The 14294-nt window shown below is 72.0% G+C and carries 17 protein-coding genes and 4 tRNA genes; 15 read left to right on the top strand and 6 right to left on the bottom strand.

The window, feature by feature from the left end; genetic code table 11:
- Positions 1 to 199: 199 nt before the first annotated feature.
- From PCC79_RS04380 to PCC79_RS04390, 3 genes are read right to left on the bottom strand one after another with little or no spacing between them, the layout of a single operon-like run.
- The gene (locus PCC79_RS04380; protein WP_232549902.1) at positions 200 to 496 is read right to left on the bottom strand and encodes an NADH-quinone oxidoreductase subunit I; all 297 of its coding nucleotides are present in this window, start codon (positions 494 to 496) and stop codon (positions 200 to 202) included.
- The gene (locus PCC79_RS04385) at positions 493 to 1044 is read right to left on the bottom strand and encodes an NADH-quinone oxidoreductase subunit C (protein WP_232549901.1); all 552 of its coding nucleotides are present in this window, start codon (positions 1042 to 1044) and stop codon (positions 493 to 495) included. The genes PCC79_RS04380 and PCC79_RS04385 overlap by 4 nt, the downstream gene beginning before the upstream one ends.
- Positions 1037 to 1459, bottom strand: coding sequence for an NADH-quinone oxidoreductase subunit B (locus PCC79_RS04390; protein ID WP_232549900.1), 423 nt, complete (start codon positions 1457 to 1459; stop codon positions 1037 to 1039). Before PCC79_RS04390 ends, PCC79_RS04385 begins: the two co-directional genes overlap by 8 nt.
- 107 nt (positions 1460 to 1566) lie before the next feature.
- Between PCC79_RS04390 and mptB the strand changes: the two genes are divergently transcribed.
- Positions 1567 to 3030: a polyprenol phosphomannose-dependent alpha 1,6 mannosyltransferase MptB gene (gene mptB / locus PCC79_RS04395; protein ID WP_342373128.1), complete on the top strand. Its 1464-nt coding sequence runs from the start codon at positions 1567 to 1569 to the stop codon at positions 3028 to 3030.
- A complete protein-coding gene (locus PCC79_RS04400) occupies positions 3027 to 3956 on the top strand; it encodes an enoyl-CoA hydratase/isomerase family protein (protein WP_342373129.1) in 930 nt (309 codons plus the stop codon). The genes mptB and PCC79_RS04400 overlap by 4 nt, the downstream gene beginning before the upstream one ends.
- 17 nt (positions 3957 to 3973) lie before the next feature.
- Here PCC79_RS04400 and PCC79_RS04405 read toward each other — a convergent pair whose 3' ends face one another.
- Both PCC79_RS04405 and PCC79_RS04410 read right to left on the bottom strand, forming a co-directional pair.
- The gene (locus tag PCC79_RS04405; RefSeq protein ID WP_232549897.1) at positions 3974 to 4816 is read right to left on the bottom strand and encodes an exodeoxyribonuclease III; all 843 of its coding nucleotides are present in this window, start codon (positions 4814 to 4816) and stop codon (positions 3974 to 3976) included.
- Between the two features lie 5 nt (positions 4817 to 4821).
- The gene (locus PCC79_RS04410) at positions 4822 to 5313 is read right to left on the bottom strand and encodes a YajQ family cyclic di-GMP-binding protein (protein ID WP_232549896.1); all 492 of its coding nucleotides are present in this window, start codon (positions 5311 to 5313) and stop codon (positions 4822 to 4824) included.
- A 69-nt stretch (positions 5314 to 5382) separates the two neighbouring features.
- On the opposite strand from PCC79_RS04410, the gene PCC79_RS04415 reads away from it, so the two are divergent.
- The 5 genes from PCC79_RS04415 (at position 5383) to rpmG (ending at position 6478) form a co-directional block, all read left to right on the top strand.
- Positions 5383 to 5464, top strand: a tRNA-Tyr gene (locus tag PCC79_RS04415).
- A gap of 57 nt (positions 5465 to 5521) precedes the next feature.
- The gene (locus tag PCC79_RS04420; protein WP_342373130.1) at positions 5522 to 6001 is read left to right on the top strand and encodes a GNAT family N-acetyltransferase; all 480 of its coding nucleotides are present in this window, start codon (positions 5522 to 5524) and stop codon (positions 5999 to 6001) included.
- A gap of 57 nt (positions 6002 to 6058) precedes the next feature.
- Positions 6059 to 6131: transfer RNA gene (locus tag PCC79_RS04425), tRNA-Thr, on the top strand.
- A gap of 58 nt (positions 6132 to 6189) precedes the next feature.
- Positions 6190 to 6262: transfer RNA gene (locus tag PCC79_RS04430), tRNA-Met, on the top strand.
- Between the two features lie 45 nt (positions 6263 to 6307).
- Positions 6308 to 6478: a 50S ribosomal protein L33 gene (gene rpmG, locus PCC79_RS04435; protein ID WP_232549894.1), complete on the top strand. Its 171-nt coding sequence runs from the start codon at positions 6308 to 6310 to the stop codon at positions 6476 to 6478.
- A 97-nt stretch (positions 6479 to 6575) separates the two neighbouring features.
- On the opposite strand, the gene PCC79_RS04440 is transcribed toward rpmG, so the two are convergent.
- Positions 6576 to 7781 (bottom strand): glycosyltransferase, encoded by a 1206-nt coding sequence (locus tag PCC79_RS04440; protein ID WP_232549893.1) that lies wholly within the window; start codon positions 7779 to 7781, stop codon positions 6576 to 6578.
- A 568-nt stretch (positions 7782 to 8349) separates the two neighbouring features.
- On the opposite strand from PCC79_RS04440, the gene PCC79_RS04445 reads away from it, so the two are divergent.
- The 8 genes from PCC79_RS04445 to rplA all read left to right on the top strand — a co-directional run bounded on the left by PCC79_RS04445 (position 8350) and on the right by rplA (position 13209).
- On the top strand, positions 8350 to 8778 hold the full coding sequence (locus tag PCC79_RS04445; RefSeq protein ID WP_342373131.1) for an FAS1-like dehydratase domain-containing protein: 429 nt from the start codon (positions 8350 to 8352) through the stop codon (positions 8776 to 8778).
- On the top strand, positions 8775 to 9191 hold the full coding sequence (locus PCC79_RS04450) for a MaoC/PaaZ C-terminal domain-containing protein (RefSeq protein ID WP_342373132.1): 417 nt from the start codon (positions 8775 to 8777) through the stop codon (positions 9189 to 9191). Before PCC79_RS04445 ends, PCC79_RS04450 begins: the two co-directional genes overlap by 4 nt.
- A complete protein-coding gene (locus tag PCC79_RS04455; RefSeq protein WP_342373133.1) occupies positions 9184 to 10260 on the top strand; it encodes a UDP-N-acetylmuramate dehydrogenase in 1077 nt (358 codons plus the stop codon). The genes PCC79_RS04450 and PCC79_RS04455 overlap by 8 nt, the downstream gene beginning before the upstream one ends.
- A 108-nt stretch (positions 10261 to 10368) precedes the next feature.
- Positions 10369 to 10441: transfer RNA gene (locus PCC79_RS04460), tRNA-Trp, on the top strand.
- Positions 10442 to 10499: 58 nt separating this feature from the next.
- On the top strand, positions 10500 to 11015 hold the full coding sequence (secE, locus tag PCC79_RS04465; RefSeq protein ID WP_232549889.1) for a preprotein translocase subunit SecE: 516 nt from the start codon (positions 10500 to 10502) through the stop codon (positions 11013 to 11015).
- Positions 11016 to 11038: 23 nt separating this feature from the next.
- The gene (gene nusG, locus PCC79_RS04470; protein WP_342373134.1) at positions 11039 to 11860 is read left to right on the top strand and encodes a transcription termination/antitermination protein NusG; all 822 of its coding nucleotides are present in this window, start codon (positions 11039 to 11041) and stop codon (positions 11858 to 11860) included.
- Between the two features lie 106 nt (positions 11861 to 11966).
- Positions 11967 to 12398 (top strand): 50S ribosomal protein L11, encoded by a 432-nt coding sequence (rplK, locus tag PCC79_RS04475; protein WP_232549887.1) that lies wholly within the window; start codon positions 11967 to 11969, stop codon positions 12396 to 12398.
- Positions 12399 to 12504: 106 nt separating this feature from the next.
- Positions 12505 to 13209 carry a 50S ribosomal protein L1 gene (gene rplA, locus PCC79_RS04480; protein ID WP_342373135.1) on the top strand — a complete coding sequence of 235 codons (705 nt, stop codon included), beginning with the start codon at positions 12505 to 12507 and terminating at the stop codon, positions 13207 to 13209.
- The last annotated feature ends 1085 nt before the right edge of the window (positions 13210 to 14294 follow it).

Genomic DNA, 14294 nt, shown 5'->3' on the forward strand with positions numbered 1-14294 from the left:
ACGCGACACAGCGAGGAACGAACGCGCAGGAAATCCACATGGGCCCGCCCCACCAGGGGGACGGCCCCACGGGCACGGTTCACTGCGGACACGGCGTCAGCGTAGCTCGCCCGGCCCAAGGAGCGGAATCGGTGCCCACGATGCGGGCGGACGCTCACCGTGCGGCCAGGCTCCGGGAGATGCCGGCGGGCGGCCCCGCTCAGGTCAGCTCCTCGGTCATCGCCGCGGCGGACGCCGTCGCTCTGGGCACCTCGGTGTCCCACTCCAGCGCGTCGAAGGGGCACTCCTCGATGCAGATGCCGCAGTACATGCACAGCGACCAGTCGAGGGTGAAGCTGTCGAGGACGTGGTGCGTCCGCTGCCGCGGGCCGGGCGGGGAGTCGGGCAGGGGCTCGGTGTGGCTGCTGATGCCGATGCACCAGGTGGGGCACTCCCGCGCGCAGATCATGCACGAGGTGCACCGGTCGGTGACCAGCCGGATGCGGGCGTGGGTCATCGTCGCCCCCGCACGCGCCCGCCGGCGACCGACGCGGCGATCTCCTCGGGCTCGGCCGGGGAGCCGGTGCGCTCGCCCCAGATCGCGGGGTCGGGCACGCCGGGGGGAACCATGCGGCGGCGTCCGGCGGCCACCACGTCGCCCGGCTCCTTCGCGCCCGGCCAGGGTCGGACGGCCCGCGCGGCCAGAACGGCGTCCCGGAGCAGGGGGTGGCCCGCGGTGCCGGGGCGCAGCAGGAGCGGGCGGGGGTCGCCGCCGGCGAACGCCACGCCGAAGAAGTCCGCCACCTCGCGCTCGTGCCAGGCAGCCCCGGCCCACACCGCGCGGACCGACGCGAGCGTCCCGCCGCTGCGCGGCACGCGGGTCTCGAGGCGGACGCCGTCGGCGTCGGGCTCGGGTGCGGCGCGCAGCATGATGCGGATCGCATCCTCCCGGCCGATCTCGTCCACCGCGCCGAGCCAGTCGAACCACCGGATCCCCGCGGCGTGCAGGGCCGCGGCGGCCTCCGCCCAGTCGGCGGCGGCCACCGCACGGATCTCGTCAGCCACGAGCCACCCCCGCCGAGGCCGCGTGCACCTCGGCCAGGGCCGCGTGCACCTCGACCAGTGCCGCGTCGAGAGCCGCCGGGGTTGGGGGGCAGCCGGGCACGTAGCGATCCACGGCCACGAGCTGGTCGACGCCCTTGGTCACCACGGGGGAGTCCCAGTACGGCCCGCCGGCCGACGCGCAGGCGCCGAACGCCACCACCGCGGCGCCGGGGTGGGCGGCCACCGTCGCGGCGACCAGCGGCGCGACGGCGTCGGTCACCGTGCCCGCGACCACGAGGGCCACCGCCGCGTCCGGGCCGGGCGCGTCGAGGCCGGCCCGGCCCGCGGTGGCCGCCTCGGTCTCCACGACGCAGCACGCGAGCCCGAGCACACCGACGGCCAGGCTGCCGTCGCCGAACCAGTCCCAGTAGCGCACCCGCCCAGCCTGCCATGCCGCGGGTGTCGGCGACGAGCGCCGCCCCACCTGCCACGCCCCCGCCTGCCGTGACCGGCAGGGGCGTGACGCGCCAGTAGGCTCACCCCGTGCGTGCTCGGCTGGTGTCTTCGGTGGCGGACGCCGCCCGCGTCCGCTGGGCGGACGTGACGGAGGCCATCCGGCTCGCCCCGGTGCGGCTCGGGCTGCTCGGCACGATCTTGCTGGCGCTCGGGTCGCTGACCCCCGCCTACCTGCCGCAGGCCAGTCCCTTCTGGCCCACGATGCGCGCCCTGGGGCTGGACACGTGGTGGGCGATGGCGTTCGGCACGGCCCTGGTCATCGTCGCCGTCGGCTGCCTGATCGTGGCCTGGCTCCGGCTGCGGCCCGCCATCTACGTCGACGTCAAGCACTGGGCGGTGCTGGCCTGGTGGTCGCTTCCGCTGCTCGTCGCGCCGCCCATCTTCAGCCACGACGCGTACAGCTACGCCGCGCACGGCTGGTTGATGCACAACGGCCTCAACCCGTACGAGACCTCCCCGGCCGTCCTGCCCGGCGGGTTCGCCGACCAGGTGGCGTGGGTGTGGCGCTTCACCCCCACCCCGTACGGTCCGCTGTCGCTCGAGATCTCCCACTGGCTCGTCGATCTCGCGGGGCTGAACCCCTACTACTCGGCCGTGCTGATGCGGCTGCCCGCCCTCGTCGGCGTCGCCCTGATCGTGCACTACCTGCCGCGGATCGGCCGCCAGATGGGCGTGCCGCCGCGCGACGTCGCCTGGTTCGCGACCATCAACCCCCTGCTCGTCATCGACTTCGTGGGTGGCGCCCACAACGACGCCCTCATGGTCGGGCTCGTCGTCCTCGCGCTGCACCTGGCATACCGCGGCTGGTTCTGGCCCGCGCTGCTGGCCGCCGGCGTGGCCATGTCGGTGAAACAGCCCGCCCTGCTGGCGGCCTACCCCCTGGCGGTCATCGGCTCGGGCTGGGCGTCGTGGCACTGGCGCGACGTGCTGGCGTTCCTGCCCCGGCTCATCGCGGCGTTCGCCGTCGTCATCGGCGTGTTCGTGGCCATCTCGCTGGCCACGGGGCTCGGCTTCGGCTGGATGAACGCAGCCGGCGTCCCCGGCATGATCGTCACGCTCGCGCCCTTCTCCCTGCTCGGCTGGCTGCTGCAGCAGGGGGCGGACGCCCTCGGCCTCGACCCGACCGGGCGTGCGTTCATCGGCGGCGCCCAGGCCGTCGGCACGGTGCTCGCGCTCCTGTGCCTGGCGTGGCTGGCTGTCACCCGTGCCCGTACCGAGCCCGTCCGGTTTCTCGCCTGGGGCTACCTCGCCGTCGCCATCTTCGGGCCGGCCATGCACCCCTGGTACCTGTTGTGGGGCGGCGTGCTGCTGCCGCTCACCCGGCCCTCGCGGCGGCTCTGGCGGGTGGCGGCGGTCGTCACCGCCATCGTGCTCGTCTACGGCGCCGCCAACCTGGCGTGGCGCAACGACGCCGTCGCGCTCGCCCTCGCGGCACTGGCCGCCGCCGGACTCTGGCTCACCGTCCGCCACCAGAACAGGAGAAGAACATGACCGACGAACTGCTCGTCGAGGTCGCGGACGGCGTCGGACGCCTCACCCTCAACCGGCCCCGGGCCCTGAACGCGCTCACGGCCGCCATGATCGCCGGCATCCACGCCGCGCTGGACGCCTGGCGCGACGACCCGGCCGTCGAGCGGGTCGAGCTCACCGGCGCGGGGGAGCGCGGGCTGTGCGCGGGTGCCGACGTGCGCGCGCTGCGCGACGCCGTGCTCGCCGAGGAGCCGTGGCTGGGCTTCCTGGCCGACGAATACGCGATGAACGCGGCCATCGTGAGCTTCGGAAAGCCATATGTGGCCCACCAGCGCGGGTTCACGATGGGCGGGGGGCTCGGGGTCTCCGCGCACGGCACCCGCCGGATCGCCTACCCCGACTCGGTGTTCGCGATGCCCGAGACCATCATCGGCTTCATCCCCGACGTGGGGGTGATGTGGTACCTCGCCCACGCCCCGGGCCAGCTCGGCACGCACCTCGCCCTCACCGGCGCGAGCATCAACGGCACCGACGCGGTGCTCGTGGGGCTGGCCGACGAGGTGGCGGGTGAGGCGCCGGCGTCCGAGTTGGAGTGCGACCGCGCCTGGATCGACGCCTGTTACGCCGGCGATGATGCCGCCGCGATCGTGGCCCGCCTCGAGGCGCACGAGCACCCCCGCGCGCGGGCCGCGGCCGCCGACCTGCGGCAGCGTTGCCCCCTGGCGGTGTGCGTGGCGCTGGAGGCGCTGCGCCGCGTCCGGTCGATGGGCTCGGTCGAACGGGTGCTCGCCCAGGATCTCGTCCTCGGCCGCCACCTGCTCGGTCGCCCCGACTTCGCCGAGGGCGTCCGCGCCCAGCTCGTGGACAAGGACAGGACGCCGCGCTGGCAGCACGCCCGCATCGAGGACGTCGGCCGCGCCGAGGTGCTGGCCTGCTTCGAGGCCTGACGCCGCACGCGGAGTGCTCAGCCCGACGAGGGCACGGCGTAGTCGACCACCACGGGCGCGTGGTCGCTCATCCGGGCCTCCGGGCTGGACGCCCGGTCAACCCCCGCGGCGAGGGCCCGGCGGGCCAGGCCCGGGGTCGCGAGTTGGTGGTCGATGCGCCACCCGACATCCCGCGCGAACGACTGGCCGAGCCAGCTCCACCACGAGTAGGGGCCCTCGGCGTCGGGGTGCAGGCGCCGCACCACGTCGTGCAGCGTCCGCGGCCCGAGGATGCTGGCGAACCACTCCCGCTCCTGCGGCAGGAACCCCTCCGAGCGCTGATTGGAGCGCCAGTTCCGCAGATCGGCCCGCGTGGGCGCAATGTTGAAATCACCCATCACCAGGAACTCGCGCCCGGACGCCGCCGCCTCCAGCCGGGAGCGCCGCAGGTGCGCCCCCAACGACGCGAGGAACGACGCCTTGCGCCGGTACTTGGCCGGGTCGGCGTCCGGCCCCGCCCACGTCGCCCCCTTGGGCACGTAGACCGAGCCGACCCGCAGAGCCAACCCGGGCAGGTCGAGGTCGGCCTCGACGTAGCGGCCCTCGGGGTCGCTGCGGTGGCCGAACCCCATGCGGATCGCCGAGGGCGCCACGGTCGTGAGCAACGCCACCCCGTTGCGCCCGGCCAGCCCACCGGGGTGGAACGCGACATGGTAGCCGTCGAACACCCCGGCCGGCACCTGCTCGGGCGTGCAGCGCATCTCCTGCAGGCCGACGACGTCCGGGCGGCGCTGGGCCAGCCACGCCTCGAAACCTCGGCGCTGCGCGGCCCGGATGCCGTTGACGTTGAACGAGGCGACGCGGAGGGGGGCGGCGTCCACCCCGCTCAGCGGTAGTTGGTGAACTGGACGGCGAAGTCGTAGTCCTGGTCGCGGATCAGCTTCTGGACGGCCTGCAGGTCGTCGCGCTTCTTGCTGCTCACGCGGAGCTCGTCGCCCTGCACCTGGGTCTTGACGCCCTTGGGGCCCTCGTCGCGCACGAGCTTCGCGATCTTCTTCGCGTTCTCGGTGCTGATGCCCTCCTGCATGGACGCCGTGATCTTCCACACCTTGCCCGACAGGCGGGGCTCGCCGGCGTCGAGGGCCTTGAGGCTGATGCTGCGCTTGATCAGCTTGCTCTGGAACACGTCGAGGACGGCCTTCACCCGCTCCTCCCCGGACGCCTCCAGTTCGATGAGGTCGCCCGACCAGCGGATCGACGCGTCCGTGCCCTTGAAGTCGAAGCGTTGACCGACCTCCTTCGCGGCCATGTTGAGCGCGTTGTCGACCTCCTGACGGTCGTACTTGCTGACGACGTCGAACGAGCTGTCGGATGCCATGGGTTCTCCTTCGATTGGGCGGGGGACGGGGACAGTTGCTACAGTTGGGCCCCGCTGAGCGATCAGCACGGCAGGTTGCCCGAGTGGCCAAAGGGAGCGGTCTGTAAAACCGTCGGCACAGCCTACGTAGGTTCGAACCCTACACCTGCCACCCGCACGGCCCCGGAGTTGCTCCGGGGCCGTGTTCCACGTCTCGAGGGGGTCGCGCATGCACCTGGTCCGGCCGCTGCCGATGGACGCCGCCGCGCTGCCCGCCGGCGTGGGCGTCCGGCCCCTCGAACCCGCCGATCTGGACGCCGTCGCCCGGCTCTACCTCGCCTCCTATCCCGCTGGCGTCGCCGTCGCGTCGCTGGCCGAGGCCGGCGCCGAGATGGAGGCGGTGTTCGCCGGTGACTTCGGGGCGCCGATCGCGGCCGCCACCCTGGTGGCGCTGTCCGCCGGCGAGGTGGTCGGCTGCATCCAGACCGTTCTCGACCCGCCGTGGGATGCCCCCGAAGGCCCCTTCGTCATCGAGCTGTTCGTCCACCCCGATCACCGTCGGCGCGGCATCGGGGAGGGGTTGCTGGCCGCCGCGGCGTCCGCCCTGTGGCAGGCCGGGCACGTGAGCGTCGGGTTGAACGTCGAGCCGGTCGAGGCGATGGCTGCGTTCCGCATCTACCAGCGGCTCGGGTTCCGCGCCCTGGGGTGAGGTGCCCCCGATTTGGGCCCGCGCCGCTGCAGCTGGTAGGTTGTTCGTCGCTGTCTGGCCCCTATAGCTCAGTCGGCAGAGCGTCTCCATGGTAAGGAGAAGGTCTGCGGTTCGATTCCGCATGGGGGCTCTGTGTCCGCCGGGGAGACCCGGCGGGCCACGTCCGTCGGGGAGACCCGGCGGGCGGGGGCGGGATAGCTCAGACGGTAGAGCAAGCGGCTCATAATCGCTGTGTCACGGGTTCAAGTCCCGTTCCCGCTACGAAACCGAGCGACACCCACGACCACGAGAAAGCGAGGGGTTGAGATGGCCAAGAAGTCTGGCGACGTCCGGCCCAAGATCACGCTGGCCTGCACCGAGTGCAAGGAGCGCAACTACATCACCAAGAAGAACCGGCGCAACGACCCGGATCGCCTGGAGCTGAAGAAGTTCTGCCCCAAGTGCAAGACGCACACGGCGCACCGCGAGACCCGCTGAGCCACACGAGCACCACACGGGCCGTCCTCCCACCGGAGGGCGGCCCGTGTGGCGTTTCGGCGGCGTCCCGGCGCGCGCCCAGTCCCGTGTCGCGGGATCAGCCGCGCGCGAGGGCGAGGTAGGCGGCCTCGAGCCGACGGCCGATGTCGCTCCAGGCGAACCGCCGGGCGTGGACGCGGGCGATGACGCCCATCCGCTGCCGGAGCCGGTCGTGGGCCAAGAGGCGGTTGAGGGCCGCGCCCCAGGCGACGGGGTCGCGGTCGTGCATGAGGTAGCCGGTCTCCTCGTGGACGACAACCTCGCGCAGCCCACCGGTCGAGGACGCCAGCACCGGCACCCCGCTCGCGGCCCCCTCGAGGGCGACCAGCCCGAACGTCTCGGAGTGGGAGGGCACCAGGAGGGCCTGGGCGTGGCGCATCAGAGCGGCGAGCCGTGGCCGGGACTGGGCGCCGACGAAGTGGACGTGGTTGCGCATGCCGAGCGCGTCGATGAGCGTCTCGACCTCGGCCCGGTAGTCGGCGAAGTCGGCCGAGACGTCGCCGGCGACCATCAGGTCGGGCCGGGCCGCGGCGGGGATCTCCGCCATCGCGCGGATCGCCAGGTCGCCCCCCTTGAGCGGCTGCAGCCGGGCGGCCATGAGCATGTAGCCGGCCTGGGAACCGCACCAGGGGCAGGCGGGGTGCTCCTCACCGGTCGCGCACGGGCGGAACATGTCCAGATCGACGCCGGGAGGGATCACGAGGACGCGCTCGGGATCCGCGCCGCAGCGCTCCACCACGGTGCGGGCCTCGGCGGTGCTCACGGCGATGATGGCCGCCGACTCCCGGGCGCAGCGCGCCTCGCCGGCCACTCGGTCCGGTGACTCGGGGGGTTCGCCGTCCGACAGCGGGGAGCCCGGCAGCGCGGCCACGGAGTGGAAGCTCTGCACGTGCGGGACGCCCCACGCGGCGGCCACGGGCAACGCCGCGACGCCGCTCATCCAGTGGTGGGACTGGACGAGGTCGTACGGCTCCAACGTGGCGAGGCCGGCGCTGAAGGCCGCGGTGTGGGCGTCGATGGCGCTCTTGGCCAGCGGCTCGGCCGGGCCGGCGTCCAGGTGCAACAGCCGGACGCCCGCGCCCAGCTCGGTGACATCGGGCTGCCCGGGGGCGGAGCGGCGGGTCACGAGGTCGACGTGGTGGCCGAGATCGGCGAGCGCCTGGGCCTGGCTGAGCTCGACGACGTTCATGCCTCCCGCGTCACCGGCGCCGGGGGCGTCCGCGGGCGAGGTGTGCATCGACACGAACAACAGGCGCAGTCCCACGGCCGTGACCCTACCGCCTCCCCGCGGGTCGAGAAGCCTGCGTGACCCGGGCCCTCGACGCGTTCAGGGCCGCTGGCGTCGACAGGGCGGGCTTGTGGATGGGTTGTCGACGCGGATCGCCCCGTGGGCGACGAGAAGGCCGGCTTGTGCATGGGGTGCCGACGGGGATCGCCCCGCGCGTGACGAGGAGGCCACGTGGTGCACCGGTTGGCGTCCCTCGCAGTGTCGCCTCCCTGCCGTTCGCGTCGCCACCCTGTCCTGGGCGCCGCCGCCCTGCTGGGATGCAACCCCCCTGCCGTTGCAACAGCAGGGGGGGTTGGACCCCGACAGGGGCGCGGCGCGAACGGCAGGGAGGCGACACCAACGGCAGGGAGGCGACACCAACGGCAGGGAGGCGACACCAACGGCAGGGAGGCGACACCAACGGCAGGGATGCGACACCCGCAGCAGGGTCCCGGGCCGGACCCACCCAGTGCCGGCACAGCCCCCGGAGGGACGGCAGGGCCGCGACGCCCCAGGTTGGGTGAGCTCCACGGCGGGCGCCGGGCAGGTTGGCTACCCTGCATCCATGCGGATCTCCGAAGCCCACGTGGGGCGGACGTACCCCCCGAGCGAGCCCTACCTCGTCAGCCGGGAGAAGATCGCCGAGTTCGCCGCCGCGATCGGCGGCGACGACGCGGCCTACACCGGCCCGGACGCCGTCGCCCCGCCCACGTTCGCGGCCGTGCTGGCCGCCCGCGCCTGGCAGTCGATGTTCGCCGATCCCGAACTGGACGTCGCCCTGCACCGCACGATCCACGGCGACCAGCGCTTCACCTGGACGCGCCCGCTGCGGGCCGGCGACGAGGTCGTCGCCACCCTGGGCATCCAGAGCGTCCGGATGCGCGGCCGCTCCGCGATCATCGGCGTCGGCGTCGAGCTGGCGGTTGACGGTGAGGTCGTGTGCACCTCGACCTCCACCCTGTTCCAGACCTGGCCCGAGGAGGCGTCCGCATGAGCGACTTCACCGACTGCACGGTGGGCACCGAGCTGCCTCCGCTCGAGCTGAGCTTCACCCGCGCCGACCTGGTGCGCTACGCCGGGGCGTCCGGTGACTTCAACCCGATCCACTGGTCCGACCGCGCGGCCGCCGAGCTGGGGCTCGACTCGGTCATCGCGCACGGTCTGCTCACCATGGGGCGCGCGCTGCGCGTCGTCACCGACTGGGTGGGTGACCCGGCCCGCGTCCGGTCCTACTTCGTGCGCTTCACCAAGCCGGTCGCCGTCCCCGACACCGACGAGGGCGTCGTCGTCCGCGTCACCGGCACCGTCACGGCGGTGGACGACGGTGTCGCCACCGTCGCGATCGAGGCCGTGTGCGGCGAGACGAAGGTGCTGGGGGCGGCCAAGGCCGAGGTGTCCGTTGCCTGAGCTGCTGGCCGACCACACCACGCTGCGGGTCGGCGGGCCGGCCCGGCGCTGGGTCGAGGCCACCACCACCGAGGCGCTCGTGGCCGCCGTCAGCGAGGCGGACGCCGCCGGTGAGCCCGTGCTGGTGCTCTCGGGCGGCTCGAACGTGGTGGTGGGCGATGCCGGCTTCGACGGCACCGTCGTCCACGTCGCGACGCGCGGCGTCCGGATCGACGGGGGCAGTTTCTGCGCGTTCGACGAGACGACACCCGGCGGTGGGGCGGCTGCGGCGTGCGGCGGCGTCCTGGTGGAGGTGAACGCGGGCGAGGGCTGGGACGCCTTCGTCGCGTGGACCGTGGCGCAGGAGTTCGTCGGCATCGAGGCGCTGTCGGGCATCCCCGGGGCGGTGGGTTCGACGCCCATCCAGAACGTGGGCGCCTACGGCCAGGAGGTCAGCCAGACGATCTGGCGCGTCCACACGTGGGATCGCGTGGAGCGCACCCACCGCAGCTTCGCCAACGCCGACTGCCGCTTCGACTACCGCCACAGCCGCTTCAAGGCCGAGCCGGGGCGCTACGTCGTGTTGTCGGTGACCTTCCAGTTCCTGCAGGGCCACCTGGGCGCCAAGATCGGGTACGCCGAGCTGGGCCGCACCCTCGGCGTGGATCTCGGGCACCGTGCCCCCCTCACCGCCGTGCGCGAGGCCGTGCTCGCCCTGCGGCGCGGCAAGGGCATGGTGCTCGACCCGGCCGACCCCGACACCTGGAGCGCCGGTTCGTTCTTCACGAACCCCGTCGTGGACGCCGACGCCGCGGCCCTGCTGCCGCCCGAGGCGCCGCGCTTCCCCCGTGCCGACGGCATGGTGAAGACCTCAGCCGCCTGGCTGATCGACCGCGCCGGTTTCGGCAAGGGGTATGGGACGCCGCCGGTCACCCTGTCCACCAAGCACACCCTCGCCCTGACCAACCGCGGGGGGGCGACGGCGGCCGATGTGGTGGCGCTGGCACGGGAGGTGCGCGACGGCGTCCGGGCCCGCTTCGGGGTCACCCTCGTGCCCGAACCGGTGTTCGTGGGGGTCGGGCTCGACTGACCGGGCCGGTTCGACTCCGCCACCCAAGTCACGTACACTCAAGGTCTTGGTGGTTTCCCCGCCAGCACGAGCTTGCCCGAAGGGCGGCTCGGGTGGGGGCGTCATCGAAGGGCAATAGCTCAATTGGCAGAGCAGCGGTCTCCAAAACCGCAGGTTGGGGGTTCAAGTCCCTCTTGCCCTGCTCGGGTCGCCTGGTGCGGCCCGTTGCTTTACGTACCGAACAGGTGAGGACGCGGTCAGTGACACCGAGGAGTGATGCTTCCCAGGAGTCCTCGTCGTACCCTGAGGAGCCGAACCTGCCCGGCGAGATGCTGGCGGAGGACCTGGGCGATCCGGGGGCCTATGAGGTTGCTCCTGACGAGGCCGAGGCCGAGGAGCTCACCGATGACGAGCGGGGGAGCGGTGCCACGGCGTACGAGCCGGTGGACGCCGCCCAACTGAGCGCAGCCGAGAGCGCGGCGGCCCGGGCGCGCAGTTCGCGTCCGAAGCGGCGTGGTGCGGAGGTCGAGCCGGTGGCGGACGCCCCGCGCGGCCGTCGCGCCGCGGCCACGGGCACCGCCGTCTCGACGCAGCGCACCACTCCGGCGCGCTTCGTCGCCGAGTCCGCGGATGAGCTGCGCAAGGTGGTCTGGCCCACGTGGCGCCAGGTGCAGGACCTCTTCTGGGCGGTGCTCGTGCTGGTGCTGTTCGTGATCGCCTTCGTGGGGCTGCTGGACTTCGCGTTCGGCTGGCTCCTGCTCAGGCTGTTCGGCTGATACGACGGAAGGTGATGGAACACATGACAGAGTCGCAGTCCTCGGACGCGTACGAGGACGTCGAGATCGATCTCGGCGCCCTCGACGACGCCGAGACCCCGGAGGCCGACCTCGAGCTGGATCTGGACCTCGACTTCGGCGGGGACACCGCCGAGCCGGAGGACGACCTGGCTCTCAACTTGGGTGAGGACGAGCCCGAGGGCGACGCCGAGGCCGATGAGAACGACGGGGTGGACGACGAGGCCGCGCTGGAGGAGTTGCGCAGCACGCTGCGCACCCAGGCGGGGGACTGGTACGTCATCCACACCTACTCCGGCATGGAGAACCGGGTGAAGCAGAACCTCGATGCGCGCATCACCACGCTCGGCATGGAGGACTTCATCTTCGAGTCCGTGGTGCCGACCGAGGACGTGGTCGAGACCCGCAACGGCCAGCGCAAGAACGTCACCCGGACGTCCCACCCCGGCTACGTGCTGGTGCGCATGGACCTGACCAACGAGTCGTGGTCGGCCGTGCGGCAGACGCCGTCGGTCACCGGCTTCGTCGGCCAGGGCGTCAACCCCGTTCCGCTGACGCTGGACGAGGTCGAGCGCATGCTCGCGCCGTCCGTTCTCGCCAAGGCCGCCGCAGCCGCCGCCGGCCAGGCCGCTCCGAAGAAGCGCAAGGTCGAGGTCGCCGACTTCAACGTCGGTGACTCCGTCATGGTCGTGCAGGGCCCGTTCTCCGGGGTGCACGCCACCATCACCGAGATCAATGCGAACAACCAGCGCCTCAAGGCGCTGGTCGAGATCCTGGGGCGGGAGACCCCTGTGGACCTCACCTTCGCGCAGGTCCAGAAGGGCTGACGCCCGGGCCGAACGCATCTGTTCGCACGGCTCGTCCCCTCCGGGGCGGGCCACCCACACCAGGTACGGCGTCCCGGCCGTGCCGTGAACCCAGCAAGGACCCAACATGCCTCCCAAGAAGAAGGTGGCAGCTCTCGTCAAGGTCGCCTTGAACGCGGGCGCAGCCACTCCGGCGCCGCCGGTCGGTACCGCTCTCGGCCCCCACGGCGTCAACATCATGGACTTCTGCAAGCAGTACAACGCTGCCACCGAAGCCATGCGCGGCACGGTCGTCCCCGTCGAGATCACCATCTACGAGGACCGGACGTTCACCTTCATCACGAAGACGCCGCCCGCAGCCGAGCTCATCAAGAAGGCCGCCGGCCTGAAGGGCGGCTCCGGTCGTCCGAACACCGAGAAGGTGGGCAAGCTCACGCGCGACCAGGTGCGCGAGATTGCCAGCACCAAGCTCCCCGACCTCAACGCCAACGACATCGACGCGGCCATGAAGGTCGTCGAGGGCACCGCCCGGTCGATGGGCGTCACCGTCGAGGGCTGAACCCACCCACGGGTCGAGACGACGCGTCCTCGCGTCGTGCGACCCACCCACGTGGCAGGGCCAGCGCGGCCCGCACCACATCTGGTTTGAAGGAAAGGAACCAGCCATGAAGCGCAGCAAGGCCTACCGCGCCACCGCCGAGACTATCGACGAGGCGCAGCTCTACACCCCGGAGGAGGCGCTCTCCCTCGCGAAGGAGGGTGCGTCCGCCAAGTTCGACGAGACCATCGAGGTCGCCATGCGCCTCGGCGTCGATCCCCGCAAGGCCGACCAGATGGTCCGCGGCACGGTCAATCTCCCCAACGGAACGGGCAAGACGGCACGGGTCCTCGTCTTCGCCACGGGTGATCGGGCGGCCGCCGCCGAGTCCGCCGGCGCCGACGAGGTCGGCGCGGATGAACTCGTCGAGAAGGTGGCCGGCGGTTACCTCGACTTCGACGCCGTCGTGGCCACCCCGGACATGATGGGCAAGGTCGGACGCCTCGGCCGCGTCCTCGGCCCGCGCGGCCTCATGCCGAACCCGAAGACGGGCACGGTGACCATGGATGTCGCCAAGGCCGTCACCGACATCAAGGGCGGCAAGATCGAGTTCCGTGTCGACCGGCACGCCAACCTCCACTTCATCGTGGGCAAGGCGTCGTTCTCGCCGGAGCAGCTCAAGGAGAACTACTTCGCGGCGATGGACGAGATCCAGCGGCTCAAGCCGTCCGCGGCGAAGGGCCGTTACCTGCGCAAGGTGACGATCTCCTCCACCATGGGGCCCGGCGTCGCCGTCGACCCCGCCCGGCTGAAGCCTGCCGACGCCTTCTGAGACGGACGCCAGCCCCGGGTAGTCCCGGCGGTCGAGCCACCGGAGCCGCGCGCGGCGTCCGACGTGCAGCGCCCCCACCCTTCGCGGGTGGGGGCGCTGTGCTGTCCGGGCGGCCCAAGGACTTCCGTCCCTGGATGGTGCCGCTCCCCGGGGTTGATGATGTCCCCCGGGGTGGACGGTGCTCCCCGGGGATCGCCGTGCTCCCCGCCATGGAGTGGTGCCCCCCGACCCCGGCGACTCCGCTCCCCGCGCTCCGCGGCGCTCCTTCTGCAGCGAGAGCGCCGCGGCCGATCCTTGGCCCAAGCGTGATGACCGGCAACAGGGTGTTGGCTGGGAAGCCGTCGTCGAGTCGTGTGTGTCCGCGGTCGGGACCGCGTGCATCTGGCAGCGACCTCTGCCGGGACACGAACCGAGGGAACCCGCTACCCCCGTCTGCCGGAGCCCGCGGACTTTGCTTCCCTCCTCTGACGTGGCGGGGCTCGTCGTGCACAAGGGCGACGCCACGTGCGGGGAGCGAGGCGGTGCGGGGACGAGAGCATCGCCACGGGCGGGCAGAGAGGTGGGCGAGGAGAGACGTGGTTCGGGGTCAGAGCAGGGCGTTGGTCGGCGCCCCAGGGTGTCGGCTTGGACGCGGGGGTCGACACTGGCTCCCACGCGGGCAGCTGGCATGGGGCAAGGCGGCGATTTGGCATGGGCGAGGGGACGCGCTAGAATACTTCCTCGGGCCTGCGGGAGACTGCGGGGCCAGCGGAACGGCTCATGGATCTCTCGGGATCGGAGCGCGTCGGACGGGGTGAAAGCCCCGATTTGACAGGCAGGGCCGGGAAGCGTAACTTAGATACGGCGCCCCGAGGGGAGGCCGAAAGGCTAAAACCGAGGTGTGTGGTGGAAGTTTGAGAACTCAACAGCGTGCTTAGGTCAATGCCAGTTGGTCTGCCTATTTTGTGGGGTGGATCGCTAAATATGCACAATTTTGTGTGCCTCGTCGTCTTGCTGCCCTGTGGGGTGGTGGGGTGATGTCTCTTTGAGATTAATTTGATGACCGGCCTCTATTTGGGGGGTTGGTTGGTCAGGTTTTGCTCGTC

Source organism: Propioniciclava soli (genome assembly GCF_038502305.1).
Classification (GTDB): Bacteria; Actinomycetota; Actinomycetes; order Propionibacteriales; family Propionibacteriaceae; genus Propioniciclava; species Propioniciclava soli.

What these genes read in the sequence shown, in the direction of transcription:
- PCC79_RS04380 (WP_232549902.1), bottom strand. Translation starts at nt 496, where the DNA reads ATGACCCACGCCCGCATCCGGCTGGTCACCGACCGGTGCACCTCGTGC.
- PCC79_RS04400 (WP_342373129.1), top strand. Translation starts at nt 3,027, where the DNA reads ATGACCGACGAACTGCTCGTCGAGGTCGCGGACGGCGTCGGACGCCTC.
- PCC79_RS04410 (WP_232549896.1), bottom strand. Translation starts at nt 5,313, where the DNA reads ATGGCATCCGACAGCTCGTTCGACGTCGTCAGCAAGTACGACCGTCAG.
- PCC79_RS04420 (WP_342373130.1), top strand. Translation starts at nt 5,522, where the DNA reads ATGCACCTGGTCCGGCCGCTGCCGATGGACGCCGCCGCGCTGCCCGCC.
- rpmG (WP_232549894.1), top strand. Translation starts at nt 6,308, where the DNA reads ATGGCCAAGAAGTCTGGCGACGTCCGGCCCAAGATCACGCTGGCCTGC.
- PCC79_RS04445 (WP_342373131.1), top strand. Translation starts at nt 8,350, where the DNA reads ATGCGGATCTCCGAAGCCCACGTGGGGCGGACGTACCCCCCGAGCGAG.
- PCC79_RS04450 (WP_342373132.1), top strand. Translation starts at nt 8,775, where the DNA reads ATGAGCGACTTCACCGACTGCACGGTGGGCACCGAGCTGCCTCCGCTC.
- nusG (WP_342373134.1), top strand. Translation starts at nt 11,039, where the DNA reads ATGACAGAGTCGCAGTCCTCGGACGCGTACGAGGACGTCGAGATCGAT.
- rplK (WP_232549887.1), top strand. Translation starts at nt 11,967, where the DNA reads ATGCCTCCCAAGAAGAAGGTGGCAGCTCTCGTCAAGGTCGCCTTGAAC.
- rplA (WP_342373135.1), top strand. Translation starts at nt 12,505, where the DNA reads ATGAAGCGCAGCAAGGCCTACCGCGCCACCGCCGAGACTATCGACGAG.